Origin of the sequence: Micromonospora sediminicola (assembly GCF_900089585.1) — a bacterium.
Taxonomy (GTDB): Bacteria; Actinomycetota; Actinomycetes; order Mycobacteriales; family Micromonosporaceae; genus Micromonospora; species Micromonospora sediminicola.
In genome coordinates, this window is the sequence record NZ_FLRH01000003.1 from 30,539 (window position 1) to 46,225 (window position 15,687).

A 15,687-nucleotide genomic window follows, 5' to 3' on the forward strand; every position below is an offset into this window, starting at 1 on the left:
GGCCGGCACGGCGTCCACCGGTCGCAGGGCCACGGTCAGGCCGGGACCTTGGCGGTGGCGTCGACGATCGCCTTGAGCAGGTCGACCACGCGGGGCCCCCAGCGCGAGGCGATGTCGTCGTCCAGCGCCACGATCTGGTTGTTCTTCACGGCGGTGACGCCGCCCCAGCCGCTGCGCGCCTTGACCGTGTCCGCGTTCTGCTGGCAGCACTTGGTGTCGGCGAGGAAGACGAAGTCGGGGTTCGCCTTGACGATGACCTCCTGGGACAGCTGCGGGTAGCCGCCGTTCTTCCCGTCGGCGTCGGCGGGGTCGGCGATGTTCTCCAGGCCGGCGAGCGCGTAGATGGTGCCGATGAAGGTCTTGCTGGTCGCGCTGTAGAGCTCGGGACCCAGCTCGTGGTAGTAGGTCAGCTTCTCGGCGCGCTTGGGCAGGTCCTTGGTGAGCGCGGTGATGTCGTCCTTCATCTTGCGCACCACGGCGTCCGCCTCGGCCGGGTGGCCGGTGAGCTTGCCCAGGTCGGTGAGCTGCCGGTACGTGTCGTCGAGCGTGCTCGCGGCCGGGGCGAGCAGCACCGGGATCTTGAGCGCGACGAGCTGGCTGGCGATCTTGTTGGTGTCGTTGGCGATCACCACGAGATCGGGGTTCTTGCCGGCAATCGCCTCGGCGTTGGGCTGGTAGCCGGAGAGGTCGCTCTTCGGCGCGTCCGCCGGGTAGTTCGACTGGTCGTCGACGGCGGTGACCTGCTTGCCCGCGCCGATCGCGAAGAGCATCTCGGTCGAGGTCGGCGAGAGTGAGACGATCTTCTCGGGTCGCTTCTCCAGTGTCAGGTTGCCCACGCTGACCGGGAAGGCGCCACCGGAGCCGCCGGCGGCGGGGGTGTCGGTGGCGGTCTTCTCGGCACAGCCGGCGAGCAGCAGCGCGCCGGCCGCGAGCGCGGCGGCGAAGAGCCGGGGGGTACGTCGGGACATCGATCCTCCTGTCGGTCGAGGAGCGTGGTGCTTCGCCGACAGGAGGAAAGGCCCGTCCGCGAGGCGCCCTTCCTCGAGAGCGCGTGTCGCGACCGGGCCGCAGGCGACCTGGCTCGTCCCACGTCCGTCGGCGCCGGCGGGAGGCCGACGCCGCGCGTACGGGGCATCACAGTTGCGGGACAGCGCCGGTTTCGCACCGGCTTCGCTGTGGCACGGTCGGTGCCACGGTAGCGCACGAGCAGCGGAGATCGTCCGGACGGGCGGGGTGGGTGGGGACCCCGGCGGGGGTGGAACCGGGGTCCCCACCCGGTGGTGAGGTCAGCAGTACTGGCTCTGCTTGTTGATCGCCCGGTACGGGCAGTCGGCGTACTCGGACAGCAGCAGCACGGCCTCGCGGTTGCGCGAGGTCTGCGCCGGGATCACCTCGTCGGGCGGGTAGAAGCCGCCGCCGGAGGCCGAGCCGGGGTACATCTCGAAGGTGTACGCCCAGATCTTGTGGGCGCCCCACATCCAGTCGATGCTGGTGCCGTCGGCGATGTAGAGGTCGCTGGACTGCTCCGGGGTGTAGCCGTTGGTCGCCGCCATCTGCCGACCGATGGTGGCGAAGGTGTTGTACTGGTCGGCGTTCATCCCGGTGGCGGTGTTGCTGTACGTGTAGCCGTACGGCCAGAGCACCAGCTGCGAGTAGGTGTGGAAGTCGATGTTCGCCTTGATCTGCTGCACGCCGCCGACGACCCGGCCGTTGACGAAGTTGCGCAGCGCCGCCGTCTCCGGGGCGGAGAAGGCGGACGGGCCGCGGTAGGTGTCCGACGACTTCGAGCTGGACGAGCCGCCGCAGCAGCCCCACTGGTAGCTCCAGTTGCGGTTCAGGTCGGTGCCGACGTACGAGGAGCCGCTGTTGGGCTGCCGGTTCTTCCGCCAGGAGCGGTAGGAGCCGGTGGCGATGTCGTACTCGCTGCCGTCCGGGTTGACGGTGGGGACGATCCAGATCTCCCGGGAGTTGACGATGTTGGTGATCCGGGAGTCGGTGCCGTAGTTGTCGGTGAACAGGTTGAGCAGGTAGATCGCCATCTCGACGGTCAGGTGCTCGCGGGCGTGCTGCTGGGCGTTGAACAGGATCTCCGGTTCGCTCTCGTCGGTGCCGACGTTGTCGGAGATCTTCACCGCCATCAGGTCCCGGCCCTGGTAGGAGGTGCCGATGCTGAGCTTGCGGGCGATGCTCGGGTGGTCGGCGACCACCTGGTTCACCACCGTGGTCAGCTCGGCGTAGTCGTGGTAGTTCGAGTCGGCGGGCGGGAAGGCGTACGCGGTCGCGCCGCCGGCCGGCGCCGGCGCGACGTCCTTCTCCAGCCGGAAGCCGAGCCGGGTGATCGCGGCGGCCTCGGCGCTGGTGGCCGTGACGTGCAGCACGCCGTGCTCGGAGTAGTCGATCGCGGCGCCGGTGCGGGCGACCGCGCTGCGGTCGGCGACGGTACGCGGGCCGAGCACCCGGTAGGCGACGGCGGCCGGTTCACCGGACCGCTCCGGGGCCGGGCGGGCGGCGGCCGGTCCGGCGGCCGCGGTGACGAGGGTCAGGCCGACGGCGGCGGCGAGCGCCAGCCGGCGGCGGAGCGGGGATGTGCGGAAGGCCATCGACAACCTCCTGGGGGTACGGGAGATCCCGTTGTCCGCACACTTCACCAGGAGTCACATGGTCATATCAACATCTGTCTTTCTGTGGGGGCATCCCGACCGGATCGTCACGCCGGCAATGATTTTCCATGCCTGAACATCTGGCGAAACTTCCCGCCAAGCGCGACAGTGAACGGCAACGATGCCGTTTCCCTGTGGAGCTGCCATGTTCGGAAGACCCCTGCGCGCGGTCGCCCTCGCCGGCCTCACCGCGCTCACTCTCCTCGGCACCACCGCGCCCGCCCAGGCGCACGGCCACCGGCCGGGTGTCACCCACGACGAACAGATCACGTTCCAGGAGTTCTCCCGCTACTCCGACTGGCGCGGCGGTTCCCACCAGGGCACCCGGGCCGTCCCGGGCCGCCACCCCGCGCTGACCATCGCCCGGCCCGCCGGCACGACCGAGTTCACCGACGAACACACCGGCACGACCCGGACCTGGGAGTACGCCACCTGGACCTCGCCCGAGCGGCGGATCGGGTTCGACGCCACCGAACTGGTCGCGTCGTGGAACGCCAGCACCCCGGCCGGCACCTGGATCCAGGTCGAGCTGCACGGCACCTACAACACCGGCGCGCAGACCCCGTGGTACGTCATGGGCCGCTGGGCCTCCGGCGACCAGGACATCAAACGCGCCACGCTGGACGGCCAGGGTGACCCCTGGTCGAGCATCTGGACCGACACGTTCTCGATCGACGACGCTGCGGCCGGGGTGCTGCTGCGCTCGTACCAGCTCCGGCTGACCCTCTACCGCGCGCCGGGGCAGGCCGCCGCGCCGCAGGTCCGGATGGTCGGCGCGATGGCCTCGAACGTGCCGGACCGGTTCACCGTCACCCCGAGCCGGGGCGGCATCGCCTGGGGCACCGAGCTGGCCGTGCCGCGCTACTCGCAGAACGTCCACATCGGCGAGTACCCGGAGTACGACGGCGGCGGTGAGGCGTGGTGCTCGCCCACCTCGACGGAGATGGTGGTCGAGTACTGGGGTCGCAAGCCCTCCGCCGAGGACACCTCCTGGGTCGACCCCTCCTACCCCGACCCGACCGTCGACCACGCCGCCCGGATGACCTACGACCACGAGTACGAGGGCGCCGGCAACTGGCCGTTCAACACCGCGTACGCGGCCGGCTTCCCCGGCCTGGAGGCGCGGGTCACCCGGCTGCACTCGCTGGACGAGGCCGAGCGCTTCATCAAGGCCGGCATCCCGGTGGTCACCTCGCAGTCGTTCCTCGCCAGCGAGCTGGACGGGGCCAACTACGGCACCTCCGGGCACCTGTTCGTGATCGTCGGTTTCACCGCCGACGGTGACGTGATCGTCAACGACCCCGCGTCCTCCTCCAACGAGGCGGTCCGCAACGTCTACCAGCGCGAGCAGTTCGAGCAGATCTGGCTGCGCACCAAGCGCTACCGGGCCAACGGCACGGTGGCCTCCGGCTCCGGCGGCATCGCGTACCTGATCAAGCCGACAGACCGGCCGTGGCCGGCGGTCCCGGGCTCGACCAACTGGTGATCCGGACCGGGGCCCGGCGCGTTCCCCGCGCCGGGCCCCGGTGCGTCGCGATCAGAGGGACGGGGCGAACGAGACGGGCTCGCCCTCGGGCTTGGCGCGGCGGTTGCGCACCGCCCGGAAGATGATCACCACCCACGCCACCAGCGCGGCGACGCCCGCCAGGGTCAACCCGGTGACCAGCAGGTACGTCGACCCGCCGGTGGTGGAGAAGACGCCGGCCCGGGCGCCGGTGTCCCGCGCCGGGGCGGTGCCGCCCACGGCGAGGCCGTCCGGGGCGTCGTAAAGGATGACGTCGGCGCGCCGGTCGTCACCCTGGTCGGCGGCGAAGGTGCCGCGCCACTCGCAGTTGCGCCGGCCGCAGTCCTCGTACACGGCGGTGAACGTGCCCGCCGTGCCGCCACCGTTGTGCGCCTGCCAGGTGGGCAGGAGGTCGGTGGCACCCATCATCAGCCCGATGCCGGCGATCACCGGCAGGCCGATCCAGACGAACACCTTGGTCCGCCATCCGTCGATCTTGTTCAGGAAACTCACGGCGGCTGACCCTAGCGGCCGGGTCGGGCAGCCGCTGCCCCGTTTTCCGGGCGGGCGGCGCGTCAGCCGTCCCGGCGCTCGCCCTCCGGCCCGGCCTGGTCGTCACCGGCGAGCGCGGACCGCAGCCGGTCCTTCTCCGCGCGGCGACGCTCCGACGCGTCGGCCATCTCCCCGGCCATCTGGTCCCGCCAGCCCTTGAGCAGGAAGAACGACAGCGCGGCGGAGAACACCAACGCCAGCATCAGCCGCAGGAACATGTTCATGTCGACGAACCAGAGGGCTGCCAGCACGGCGACGAACAGCCCGATCCGGCCCAGCGTGTACTTGACCGCCGCGCTCATGCCCGCAATTCCCACTCTCTCCGCGCCTCAGCCCGTCCGCCGGGCCAACCAGTGCACGCCATGAAACCAGATGACCGCGTAGACCACGGTGAACACCGCCGCGGCCAGCGCGCCGGTGAACAGCGCCGGCAGGCCGGCGGCCAGCCCGGCCACCAGCAGACCGGCGACGACGCCGACCGCGATGCCGACCAGCGCGGCCAGCACCCGGGCCGCGCCGAACTCCCACGCCCGGAAGTCGTCCCAGAACAGCCAGAGCGGCAGGATCACCGCCAGCCACCCGTTGGTGCGCCCGAAACCGCCGGCGCCCAGGGTGGCGAACGCCCACTCGAAGAGCAGCAACGCCAGCAGCCCGATCACCAGGCCGGCGAGGGTCACCCCGAGCAGGTCGCCGAGGGTGAGGATGCGCCCCTCGGCGTCCCGCCGGGGAAACGCGCGCTGCTGCTCCCGCGTGCTCATCGCCGGGTCAGGCCCAGACCTGCTGCGGCTCGGAGCGACGCTCGGCCATCGACGGCGCGGCGTCGTACTCGCGGACGGTCTCGTAGCGGGTGTTCCGCTCCACCGGCCGGAAGCCGGCGTCCCAGATCAGGTGGAGCAGGTCGTCCCGGTGCATGGTGTTCGGCGTGCCGTACGAGTCGGCGTCGTGGGTGATCTTGTATTCGACGACCGAGCCGTCCAGGTCGTCCACGCCGAAGTTGAGCGAGAGCTGGGCCACCGAGAGCCCGTGCATGACCCAGAAGCACTTCACGTGCGGGACGTTGTCGAACAGCAGCCGGGAGACCGCGAAGGTCTTGAGCGACTCGGCCGGCGAGGCCATCGTGGTGCTGGCCTGGATCCGGTTGCGGATCTTGCCGTCCGCCGAGTCGACGAAGTCGTGCTGGTAGCGCAGCGGGATGAAGACCTGGAAGCCGCCGGTCTCGTCCTGCAGCTCCCGCAGCCGCAGCACGTGGTCGACCCGGTGCCGGGGCTCCTCGATGTGGCCGTAGAGCATCGTCGACGGGGTCTTCATGCCCTTGGAGTGGGCGAGCCGGTGGATCCGCGACCAGTCCTCCCAGTGGCAGGCGTGGTCGACGATGTGCTGCCGGACCTCCCAGTCGAAGATCTCCGCGCCGCCGCCGGTGAGCGACTCCAGGCCGGCCTCCATCAGCTCGTCGAGGATCGCGTCGGCGGTGAGCCCGCTGATCTTCTCGAACCACTGCACCTCGGTCGCGGTGAACGCCTTGAGGTTGACCTTCGGCAGCGCGGCCTTCAGCTCGCTCAGCACCTTGGGGTAGTAACGCCAGGGCAGCGTCGGGTGCAGGCCGTTGACGATGTGCAGCTCGGTGAGCTGCTCGTCCTCCATCTCCTTGGCCTTGCGCACCGCCTCGTCGATCCGCATCGTGTAGGCGTCCTTCTCGCCCGGCTTTCGCTGGAACGAGCAGTATGCGCACGACGCGGAGCAGACGTTGGTCAGGTTGAGGTGACGGTTGACGTTGAACATCACCCGGTCGCCGTTGAGCTCCGTACGCCTGTGGTGGGCGAGCCGGCCCAGCCAGGTCAGGTCGTCGCTCTCGTAGAGGGCGATGCCGTCCTCGCGGGTCAGGCGCTCCCCCGCGTAGACCTTCGCTTCGAGCTCGCGCTTGAGTCCGGCGTCCATCCGAAAGCCACGTCCTTCCACCTGGGGTACCGATCGAGCGTACGTCGCGGGTCGGACGGACCGCCCACGCGGTCGGCGGCAGCGACCCGGTTCACCTCCCGTCACCCTCCGCACATCGACATCGCTGCGTCGGTGAGGTAAGACAGGGTGGGGCGGAACACACACCGGGGCCGTCCTGTCCCAACACGCCCACGACGCGTGGCGCGCACCAGACCGGACGGGGAGCGGAATGGTCGACAGCACCAAGGCCCGACGGCGACGAGGTCGGCAGCCGGTGATCTCACCGGTCCTGCGCCCGGCGCTCTGGTCCGCCCTCCTGGGGGCGGTCGCGGCCGCGGCGCTCGCCACCCCCGCCTGGGCCGACCCGCTCCCCGACACCGTGCCCAGCACCGGCTCCCGGCCTCAGGTCACCGGCACGCTCCAGTTGCCCACCGCGCCCGGCGCGGTTCCGGGCCAGCCCGGCGCCGTTCCCGGCCTGCCCGGCGCCACCGGCCCGGGCCGCACGCCCGGCCTCCCGGGCACCACGACCGGCGTCACCAACCCCGCCGACGGCCCGCTCATCGCGCAGATCAACCAGGTCGACGCGCTCGTCGCCCAGCTCGGCGACAACCTCCTGCGGGTCAAGGGGGAGCGCGACGCCGCGCAGACCGAACTGACCGCCGCCGCCGGCCGGCTCAAGGAGGCGCAGGACGCGCTCGTGCGCGCCAGCGACAACGCCAAGAGCGCCGCCGCCGACGCGGTCAAGGCCGACGCGGCGCTGCCGCCCGGCGAGTTCGGCAGCAGCCTGCGTGAGTTCGCCAACCTCCAGCGGATCACCCGGGGCGACCGGGCCGAGGGCGCGGCCACCACGTCGGTGACCGGCGAGCTGCTCCGGGCCACCACCGCCGAGCAGGTCGCCCGCGAGGCGCACGACGCGGTCCAGCGGCGGCTCACCGAGAAGACCGCGGAATACACCAAGGTCGAGACGGATCTGCACAAGCAGGAGGCGGCGCTGCTCAAGCTCCGCCGGGACAACGCCGCCAAGCTGCTGGACATCGAGCGCCGCGAGGACGTGGCCGAGCAGCGGCTCGGCAACTCGTACGTGGTCAACCAGAGCATCGCCGGCATGGTCGCCGACCCGCGGGCGCTCGCCGCCGTGCGCTTCGCGCTGGCCCAGCTCGGTGACCCCTACCTCTGGGCGGCCGAGGGGCCGGACCGCTTCGACTGCTCCGGCCTGGTGCTCGCCTCCTACCAGTCGGCCGGCTACCGCGGCCTGCCCCGGGTCTCCCGGGACCAGTACTTCGCGACCCGCGCCCGCACCGTCGACCCGAACGCCCTCCTCCCCGGCGACCTGCTCTTCTTCGCCTCCAGCGGCAGTTGGACGAGCATCCACCACGTCGCCATGTACATCGGCAACGGCAAGATGGTCGAGGCGCCGCGCACCGGCGACGTCGTCAAGATCTCGGTGGTCCGCTGGTCCCGGCTCTACGCCGCCACCCGCGTGGTCGGCGCGGTGCCCGCTCCGGCCACCCCCGTGCCGCCGCCGACCGTGCCGACAGCGCCGACCACCCCGGCCAAGCCCACCCCGACGCCGAAGCCGACGAAGACGGCGACGCCGAAGCCCACCGGCTCGCCGAAGCCCACCGACACACCGAAGCCGACGCCGACCACCTCCAGCCCGTCGCCCACGCCGTCGACCAGCACCACGCCGCCGGCCAGCCCGTCCGACTCGCCGAGCCCGACGCCGAGCCGCACCGCCGAGGCCGAGCCGACCGGCAGCGCGGCGGAGCCGAGCACGAGCAGTGCCGCGCCGTCGGGCACCGCGTCCGGCAGCGGATCCGCCAGCCCGAGCAGCGCCGACTGACCCAACCGTCCACTCCGGCTGTGCTCCCGGGCCGGAATATGGCACGGTGAGATCCGGGCAGTTCCGGCCGACGCCACGGTCGGGGCCGAGCGCGGGTGCGGAGGGCGAGATGGGCGATAACGAGGTTCCGGCGGAGACGGTCCACCCGGGATCCACGCCCGACCCCGCCGTTGACCAGGCCGAACGGGCACAGCCGGGCCAGGTGGCCGTCGCCCGGGCCCGGGTGAGCGTCGCCGGCTCGGCCGTGCCGCCACCGGACGAGGATCTGCCCGCGCCGCCGGCCACCGCCACCACCTACCGGGCCGGCGCCCCGGCGGACGCGCCGCCACCCCTGGACCGGCGCCGCCCCGGTGCGACGGTCCCGCCGTCCAGCTGGTCCGCCTTCGCGGCGGCCGACCACCCGGCCACGTCCACCGAACCGGCCGACCAGCCGCCCGCCGACCCGGCCGGCGCACCCGACGACGAGCCGCCCGCCGCCGTCCCGCCACCACGGGCCTCCGCCTCGGCCCGGGTGCCCGCGCCGCGGACGGAGACCCCGACCGGTGGCCCGGCCGCGGGGGACGGCCCGGCGAGCGCCGGGGGCACCGCCGACCGGTCGGGAGAACCGGGCACCTCCGCCGCCGCCGAGGTGCCGGCCGGACGCGACCCGTCGCCCGAGCCGGCCGGTCCCACCGCCACGGCCCCGCCGCCGACCGGCGTCGCGCACGCCCGGGCCAGCGTCTCGGTACCCGGCCTGAGTCCCGTCTCGGCCGACGAGGCCGCGGCCTCGGTGGCGGCCGCTCCCGCCGCCGCGCGGATCTACCGGGCGGGACCGGTCAACCCGGAACCGCCGGAGCCCGCACAGCCGCCGGAGCCGGCGGAGCCCCCGACGCCGCACGGCCCGGAGCCCGAGCCGGCGCCGACCCCGGTACCGGGTCCGACGCCTCCCTCGCCCGCGCCGCCCGTGCCCGAGCCGGAGCCGCCGCTGCGTCCGGAGCCGCCGCTGCCCGCGCCCCCGGCGCCCACGCCCGCGCCCCCGGCGCCCACGCCCGCGCCGCCCGTGCCCACGCCGCCGGCGCCCGCGCCCGTTCCGGGGCCGAACCCACCCGGACCGGTCCCGCCGATCCCCGGGCCGCCCACGCCGCCGCCGGGGCCGGCCGTACCCCCGCCCCCGCTGCCGCCCGGCCCGATGCCCGCGCCGCCGTTCCCGCCGCCGCCCGCCATGGCCGGCGCGCAGCCGGCCTGGGCCGTCGCACCCGTGTCGGCGCCGCCACCACCCGCCGCGCCCCCGGTGGTGCCGGCGCCGGCGCTGCCGACCTGGCCGCCGCCGGCCGCCCACCAGGCCGAACCGACCCGTCCGGTACGCCAGCAGTCGGGTGTTCAGGACCTGGCCTCGACCGTGTACGGCGGCACCGAAGGCCCCGGCTTCGCCACCGTCTCGCTGCCGCAGGGCGGCCCCTCGGAGACCTCCGGTTCGCTGACCGGGCACATCCTGGCCCAGGGCTGGGCCGAGGACTCCCCGACCACCCGGGCCAGCAACGCCAAGGTCATCATCGTGCTGGCCGTCGCGCTGACCATGCTGATCGCGATCAGTCTGCTCGTGGTCTTCCTGGCCAACGACGCATTGAGCGGGCTGACCGGCTGACCCGGGGGTGAGTCCGCCCACTACCACCTTGCGTCGAGGTGGCCGGTGCGGCGGAGCGCCGTACACTTGTCGGGATCACTGACCCGGCGCGACCGACTACGCGCCCATGGGCGATCTTGCGGGCGATTCGACGGCATGACTGCCGCGGCGGCCATCGCGAAGATGCGCCCCGCTCGAAAGGCATTTCTTGACCACCTTCGCTGCCCCCGGCACGTCCCCGTCCACCGACCCGATCCCTGAGGTCACCGACTTCGCCTCCCTCGGCCTGCCCCGGCCGGTGGTCGAGGCGCTCGCCCGCCAGGGCATCACCACCCCGTTCGAGATCCAGCGGGCCACGCTGCCGGACGCGCTCGCCGGTCGCGACGTGCTCGGTCGGGGCCAGACCGGCTCGGGCAAGACGCTCGCCTTCGGCCTGCCGGTGATCGCCCGGCTCGCCGACCGCAACCGGGCCCGGCCGCTGCACCCCCGCGCCCTGGTCCTGGTGCCCACCCGTGAGCTGGCCATGCAGGTCAACGACGCGCTGATGCCGCTCGGCAAGGCGGTCGGCATCTTCCTCAAGACCGCCGTCGGCGGCGTGCCCTACGACCGGCAGATCGACGCGCTGCGCCGTGGCGTGGAGATCGTGGTGGCCACCCCGGGCCGGCTCGGCGACCTGATCCAGCGCGGCGTCTGCCGGCTCGACGACGTCGAGATCACGGTGCTGGACGAGGCCGACCAGATGGCCGACATGGGCTTCCTGCCCGAGGTCACCGAGCTGCTGGCGAAGACGCCGGCGGACGCCCAGCGGCTGCTCTTCTCGGCCACTCTGGACAACGACGTCGACACGCTGGTCAAGCGGTTCATGACCGACCCGGTCACCCACTCGACCGCCCCGGCGACCGCCGCCGTGTCCACCATGGACCACCACCTGCTGCTGATCCCGCCGCACGACAAGTTCGCGGTCACCGCGGCCATCGCCGCCCGTGAGGGACGCACCATGTTCTTCGCCCGCACCCAGCTGGGCGTCGACCGGCTGGTCGAGCAGCTCGCCGCGGTGGGCGTACGGGCCGGTGGGCTGCACGGCGGCAAGACCCAGCGGATGCGCACCAAGACGCTCGCCGAGTTCCGCGAGGGCCGGACGAACGTGCTGGTCGCCACCGACGTGGCGGCCCGCGGCATCCACGTCGACGGCGTCACGCTGGTGCTGCACGTGGACCCGCCGAAGGACCCGAAGGACTACCTGCACCGGGCCGGCCGCACCGCCCGGGCGGGCGAGTCGGGCGCGGTGGCGACGCTGGTGCTGCCGAAGCAGCGCCGGACCACGCTGGCCATGCTGGAGAAGGCGGGCGTCGAGCCGGCCGAGACGCGGGTCCGCGCGGGCGACGCGGTGCTGGCCGAGCTGACCGGCGCCCGCGAGCCCAGCGGCGTGCCGGTCCGGGAGGAGCCGGAGCCGCGGCGGGGCGGCCCGCGCCGCTTCGGCGACCGCGACGGACGCGGCTTCGACCGGGGCGACCGCGACGGGCGCGGCTTCGACCGCGGCGGCCGGGGTGCCGGCGATCGGGACGGGCGGGGCGAGCGACGCTTCGGCGACCGGCCCACGGGCGAGCGACGCTTCGGCGACCGGCCCACGGGCGAGCGGCGCTACGGCGACCGGCCGACCGGTGAGCGGCGCTACGACGACCGTCCCACCGGCGAGCGCGGCTTCGGCGGCGACCGCCGCTTCGACCGGACCGAGGGTCGGGACGACCGCCGCTTCGGTGACCGGCCCGCCCGCGACGACCGGCGCTTCGGCGATCGGCGGCCCGACGACCGGTTCGGCGCCCGGCAGTCCGACGACCGGCGCTTCGGCGACCGGGCGGAGCGCGGCCGGACCGGCGGCGACCGTCCGTTCGGTGGCGACCGGCACCGTCCGGCGGGCGGGCCCGGTTACGACCGGGACGCCCGCACCGACCGGCGGCGTGACGACCGGCCGAGCGGTGGGCACGGCTTCGGCGACCGCCGCCACGAGGACCGCCCGCAGGGCGAGCGGCGCTTCGGCGACCGGGACGGCCAGGGCGAGCGGCGCTACGGCGACCGGGGCGACTTCCGCCCGGCGGAGCGTCGGGGCGGGTTCCGGCCGGAAGGGCGGGGTCGGGACGACCGGCCGCGCGACGACCGGCGCGGATTCGGCGGGCGCCCGCCGGCCCGCACCCACTGACGACCGACACCACCGCGAACGCCGCCGTCGAGCACCCGCTCGGCGGCGGCGTTCGCGCATCCGCTGCCGGTGCCGGCCGGCTCGCGTAACGTCCGGAGCATGCCGAAGTCGCTCTTCTGGGTCCGGACCGACACCGCCGGCTCCGAACACGTCGTGCTCGACGAGCCTCAGGGGTTGACCGCGCACGGTGTGGCGCTGGCCGTGGACCCGATCCCCTACACCTGCCGCTACCGCCTGACGCTCGCGCCGGACTGGTCGACCAGCCGGCTGGAGGTCGACGCCGACGGCGCCGGCTGGTCGCGGAGCGTGCGCCTGGAGCGGGCCGGCGACGGGTGGCGCGTGCGTACCGGCGAGGAGGGTGACCTGGACGCGGCGCTGCGCGCGGCCGGGCACCCCACGGCGGGCCTGCCCGGCACGGACGACCCGGACCGGTTGGCCGAGGCGCTCGACGTCGACCTGGGCGGTTCCCCGCTGACCAACACGCTGCCCATCCGCCGGATCGGGCTGGGCCGGCTCCCCGCCGACCTGGCCACCGGCGTGAAGGTGGCGTGGGTGCTGCTGCCCTCGCTGGCCGTGATCCCCGCCGAGCAGGTCTACACGTCGCTCGGTCCCGGCCGGGTCCGCTTCGCCGGCGACGGCTTCACCGCCGACCTGGAGGTCGACCCGGAGGGCTTCGTGGTGCGCTATCCCGGGCTCGCCGAGCGGGTCGACCCGCGCTGAGCGGTCAGGCCGGCCACACGCCGTCGGCCAGGAACCGGTCGATGGTGGCCAGGTGCGGGGCGAGGTCGAGCCCCTGCGCGGCCACCCACCGGTCGGAATAGTAGGTGTCGACGTAGCGGTCGCCCGGGTCGCAGATCAGCGTGACCACCGAGCCGGTGCGGCCGGCGGCGCGCATCTCCGCGATCAGCCCGAAGGCGCCCCAGAGGTTGGTGCCGGTGGAGCCGCCCACCCGGCGGCCGAGCACCGTCGAGCCGGCCCGCATCGCGGCCAGCGACGCGGCGTCCGGCACCTGGACCATCCGGTCGACCACGCTGGGCAGGAAGGACGGCTCGACGCCGGGCCGCCCGACGCCCTCGATCCGGGAGCCGCGGTCGGTGCGTACCGACCAGTCGCGGGCCTGCCAGGCGGGATAGAACGCGGAGTTCTCCGGGTCCACCACACAGAGCTTGGTGGGCAGCCGGCGGTAGCGGACGTACCGGCCGATGGTCGCGCTGGTGCCGCCGGTGCCGGCGCCCACCACGACCCAGGCCGGCACCGGGTGCCGTTCCAGCGCGAGCTGGGCGTAGATCGACTCGGCGATGTTGTTGTTCCCCCGCCAGTCGGTGGCCCGCTCGGCGTAGGTGAACTGGTCCATGTAGTGGCCGCCGGCGTCCTCGGCCAGCCAACGCGCCTCGATCACCACCTTGCCCGGGTCCTCGACCAGGTGGCAGCGCCCGCCCTGGAACTCGATCTGGGCGATCTTCTCGGGCGAGGTGGAGGCGGGCATGACCGCGATGAACGGCAGGCCGAGCATCCGTGCGAAGTATGCCTCAGAGACCGCTGTCGAACCGGACGACGCCTCGACGACAGTGGTGTCCGGGCCGATCCAGCCGTTGCACAGCCCGTAGAGGAACAGCGAGCGGGCCAGCCGGTGCTTGAGCGATCCGGTGGGGTGCACCGACTCGTCCTTGAGGTAGAGGTCGATTCCCCACTCGCGCGGCAGCGGGAAGGGCAACAGGTGGGTGTCGGCGGAGCGGTTGGCGTCCGCCTCGACCGCGGCGATCGCCTCGGTCACCCAGCGCCGGCTGGCCTCGTCGCACCGGTCGAGATGAGTCACGCCGGCAACGTTACAAGCGAGGTGGGCTCGGATCGGCCGGGACCCGGCGGGCCTGCCGCCGCTGGCCGGCCCGACCCGCCGCCCGCACCACCGGGGTGAGGGCCAGGGCCAACCGGGGGAAGGTGTCGAGGAGACGGACCTGCGCGCCGCGCCAGCGCGGCAGGCTGACCACCGGGCGGGGCCGGCGGGCCAGCCGTACGGCCCGGGCGGCCACCCGTTCCGGCGTGAGCAGCGCGCCGGTGAAGGACGCCAGCGCGCCCGGGTCGTCCAGCTTGTCGTGCAGCATCGGCGTCCAGATCCCGTCCGGGCACAGGCAGGACACGTGTACGCCCCGGACGCCCGCCATCCGCAGGTCGGCCAGGGTGCCGAGGCTGAACGCCAGCAGCGCGTGCTTGCTGGCCGCGTAGACCGTCTCCCCGGGCGCGGCGATCAGCCCGGCCAGCGAGACGATGTTGAGCACGTGCCCGCGGCCCTGCCGCCGCATGACCGCCAACGCCGCCTGGGTGCCGTTCATCGCGCCGAGCGTGTTCACCTCGACCACCCGTCGGCGGGTCGGCGCGTCGTGCGCCCAGGACGGGCCGGTGACCAGGATGCCGGCGTTGTTCACCCAGAGACCGAGGCCACCCGGCGCGTCCGCCGCCTCGGCGGCGACCGCCGCGCAGGCGGCCTCGTCGCGTACGTCGAGGGGGTGGGACCAGCCGCCCAGCGGCTCGGCGGCGGCGGCCACGGCCGTGGCGTCCACGTCGGTGAGCAGCACCCGCCAGCCGTCGGCGTGCAGCGCGGCGGCGGTCGCCCGACCCAGCCCGCCGGCCGCCCCGGTCACCACGGCGGCGCCCCGTCCCGAGGTCGTCATCGGCGCACCGTAGCCGTCCGCACCACCTCCGGGCCAGGGGTGGCGGTCAGGCGGGCGGCGGTTCGAGTGGTTGCGGGCGGTTCTCCCACTTGGTCGACAGCGCGATGCCGGTGCGGGTGGAGGCGACGCCCGGGGTCCGGTTGAGCCGGACGATCAGCTGCTCCAACTCGGCGATGGTGCCCACCCGGGCCTTGAGCAGGAAGGACTCGACGCCGGCCATGAAGTAGCAGGACTCGATCTCGGGGATCTGCCGGAACGCGTCGAGCACGTCGTCGGTGTCCGCGTCGGAGTCCTCGATGATGCCGATCAGCGCGGTCACGCCGAGCCCGATCGCCTCCGGCTCGACCTCGGCCCGGTAGGCCCGGATCACCCCGCTGGACTCCAGCTTGCCGACCCGCTCGTGCACGGCCGGGGCGGAGAGGCCGACCTGCCGGGCCAGTTCGGCGTACGACAGGCGGGCGTTGCCCCGCAGCAGCTCCACGAGGCTCAGGTCGATCGTGTCCACGGAGAGTGACCCTATCCGTTTGGGCGTCACCGGACGCGCTCGGCACCCGTTGAACATGACGTCACGTCGCCATTCACAAACGTGCGGTCACGGGGGTTCTACGCCGGTACCATTTACTAACTTCTCAGTGTGTGCGTTTTTCGCGTTTGGCGGACACGCCCGGTCGCTGGTGCTGTAATTGCCATACGTCCCTCATGACGGCTCTGGGCTCGCACCGGC

General features: G+C 73.5%; 13 protein-coding genes, 1 pseudogene and 1 riboswitch. Of the genes and pseudogenes, 5 read left to right on the plus strand and 9 right to left on the minus strand.

Annotated features, from left to right (window positions below; translation table 11 throughout):
• Positions 1-35: 35 nt before the first annotated feature.
• Together GA0070622_RS00500 and GA0070622_RS00505 are read right to left on the minus strand one after the other, a co-directional pair.
• Complete coding sequence (locus GA0070622_RS00500) at positions 36-968, minus strand: ABC transporter substrate-binding protein (protein WP_091565211.1); 933 nt, start codon at positions 966-968, stop codon at positions 36-38.
• Between the two features lie 107 nt (positions 969-1,075).
• A riboswitch (cobalamin riboswitch) is annotated at positions 1,076-1,169 on the minus strand.
• A 120-nt stretch (positions 1,170-1,289) separates the two neighbouring features.
• Positions 1,290-2,600, minus strand: a pseudogene (locus GA0070622_RS00505) (M14 family metallopeptidase); the annotation flags it as partial.
• A gap of 205 nt (positions 2,601-2,805) precedes the next feature.
• Between GA0070622_RS00505 and GA0070622_RS00510 the strand changes: the two are divergent.
• Complete coding sequence (locus tag GA0070622_RS00510; protein WP_091565215.1) at positions 2,806-4,146, plus strand: C39 family peptidase; 1,341 nt, start codon at positions 2,806-2,808, stop codon at positions 4,144-4,146.
• Between the two features lie 51 nt (positions 4,147-4,197).
• Here the strand turns inward: GA0070622_RS00510 and GA0070622_RS00515 are convergent, their stop codons facing one another.
• The 4 genes from GA0070622_RS00515 to mqnE form a co-directional block, all read right to left on the minus strand.
• Positions 4,198-4,677: a hypothetical protein gene (locus tag GA0070622_RS00515; protein ID WP_091565217.1), complete on the minus strand. Its 480-nt coding sequence runs from the start codon at positions 4,675-4,677 to the stop codon at positions 4,198-4,200.
• A gap of 62 nt (positions 4,678-4,739) precedes the next feature.
• Complete coding sequence (locus tag GA0070622_RS00520) at positions 4,740-5,018, minus strand: DUF4229 domain-containing protein (protein ID WP_091565222.1); 279 nt, start codon at positions 5,016-5,018, stop codon at positions 4,740-4,742.
• Between the two features lie 27 nt (positions 5,019-5,045).
• The gene (locus tag GA0070622_RS00525) at positions 5,046-5,474 is read right to left on the minus strand and encodes a hypothetical protein (RefSeq protein WP_091565226.1); all 429 of its coding nucleotides are present in this window, start codon (positions 5,472-5,474) and stop codon (positions 5,046-5,048) included.
• Between the two features lie 7 nt (positions 5,475-5,481).
• A complete protein-coding gene (mqnE, locus tag GA0070622_RS00530) occupies positions 5,482-6,651 on the minus strand; it encodes an aminofutalosine synthase MqnE (RefSeq protein ID WP_091565229.1) in 1,170 nt (389 codons plus the stop codon).
• A 229-nt stretch (positions 6,652-6,880) separates the two neighbouring features.
• Here mqnE and GA0070622_RS00535 point away from each other — a divergent pair, with 229 nt between their 5' ends.
• The 4 genes from GA0070622_RS00535 to GA0070622_RS00550 all read left to right on the plus strand — a co-directional run bounded on the left by GA0070622_RS00535 (position 6,881) and on the right by GA0070622_RS00550 (position 13,014).
• Positions 6,881-8,494: a C40 family peptidase gene (locus GA0070622_RS00535; protein ID WP_176710397.1), complete on the plus strand. Its 1,614-nt coding sequence runs from the start codon at positions 6,881-6,883 to the stop codon at positions 8,492-8,494.
• A gap of 109 nt (positions 8,495-8,603) precedes the next feature.
• The gene (locus GA0070622_RS00540) at positions 8,604-10,118 is read left to right on the plus strand and encodes a hypothetical protein (RefSeq protein WP_091565232.1); all 1,515 of its coding nucleotides are present in this window, start codon (positions 8,604-8,606) and stop codon (positions 10,116-10,118) included.
• 187 nt (positions 10,119-10,305) lie between these two features.
• A complete protein-coding gene (locus tag GA0070622_RS00545) occupies positions 10,306-12,294 on the plus strand; it encodes a DEAD/DEAH box helicase (RefSeq protein ID WP_091565235.1) in 1,989 nt (662 codons plus the stop codon).
• Between the two features lie 99 nt (positions 12,295-12,393).
• Positions 12,394-13,014 carry a putative glycolipid-binding domain-containing protein gene (locus GA0070622_RS00550; protein ID WP_091565240.1) on the plus strand — a complete coding sequence of 207 codons (621 nt, stop codon included), beginning with the start codon at positions 12,394-12,396 and terminating at the stop codon, positions 13,012-13,014.
• 4 nt (positions 13,015-13,018) lie between these two features.
• Here the strand turns inward: GA0070622_RS00550 and cds1 are convergent, their stop codons facing one another.
• Genes cds1 through GA0070622_RS00565 form a run of 3 tightly spaced genes read right to left on the minus strand, consistent with a single transcriptional unit; the run spans position 13,019 to position 15,468 of the window.
• Positions 13,019-14,110: an L-cysteine desulfhydrase Cds1 gene (gene cds1, locus GA0070622_RS00555; protein WP_091565244.1), complete on the minus strand. Its 1,092-nt coding sequence runs from the start codon at positions 14,108-14,110 to the stop codon at positions 13,019-13,021.
• A 10-nt stretch (positions 14,111-14,120) separates the two neighbouring features.
• Positions 14,121-14,963, minus strand: a complete 843-nt coding sequence (locus GA0070622_RS00560) for an SDR family oxidoreductase (RefSeq protein WP_091565247.1) — start codon at positions 14,961-14,963, stop codon at positions 14,121-14,123.
• Positions 14,964-15,009: 46 nt separating this feature from the next.
• Positions 15,010-15,468: an Lrp/AsnC family transcriptional regulator gene (locus GA0070622_RS00565; protein ID WP_091565250.1), complete on the minus strand. Its 459-nt coding sequence runs from the start codon at positions 15,466-15,468 to the stop codon at positions 15,010-15,012.
• Positions 15,469-15,687 lie beyond the last annotated feature (219 nt).

Excerpts from the sequence above, each read along its gene's own strand:
- GA0070622_RS00500 (WP_091565211.1), bottom strand. The coding sequence starts at position 968 with ATGTCCCGACGTACCCCCCGGCTCTTCGCCGCCGCGCTCGCGGCCGGC.
- GA0070622_RS00520 (WP_091565222.1), bottom strand. The coding sequence starts at position 5,018 with ATGAGCGCGGCGGTCAAGTACACGCTGGGCCGGATCGGGCTGTTCGTC.
- GA0070622_RS00560 (WP_091565247.1), bottom strand. The coding sequence starts at position 14,963 with ATGACGACCTCGGGACGGGGCGCCGCCGTGGTGACCGGGGCGGCCGGC.
- mqnE (WP_091565229.1), bottom strand. The coding sequence starts at position 6,651 with ATGGACGCCGGACTCAAGCGCGAGCTCGAAGCGAAGGTCTACGCGGGG.
- GA0070622_RS00525 (WP_091565226.1), bottom strand. The coding sequence starts at position 5,474 with ATGAGCACGCGGGAGCAGCAGCGCGCGTTTCCCCGGCGGGACGCCGAG.
- GA0070622_RS00540 (WP_091565232.1), top strand. The coding sequence starts at position 8,604 with ATGGGCGATAACGAGGTTCCGGCGGAGACGGTCCACCCGGGATCCACG.
- GA0070622_RS00535 (WP_176710397.1), top strand. The coding sequence starts at position 6,881 with ATGGTCGACAGCACCAAGGCCCGACGGCGACGAGGTCGGCAGCCGGTG.
- GA0070622_RS00550 (WP_091565240.1), top strand. The coding sequence starts at position 12,394 with ATGCCGAAGTCGCTCTTCTGGGTCCGGACCGACACCGCCGGCTCCGAA.
- GA0070622_RS00510 (WP_091565215.1), top strand. The coding sequence starts at position 2,806 with ATGTTCGGAAGACCCCTGCGCGCGGTCGCCCTCGCCGGCCTCACCGCG.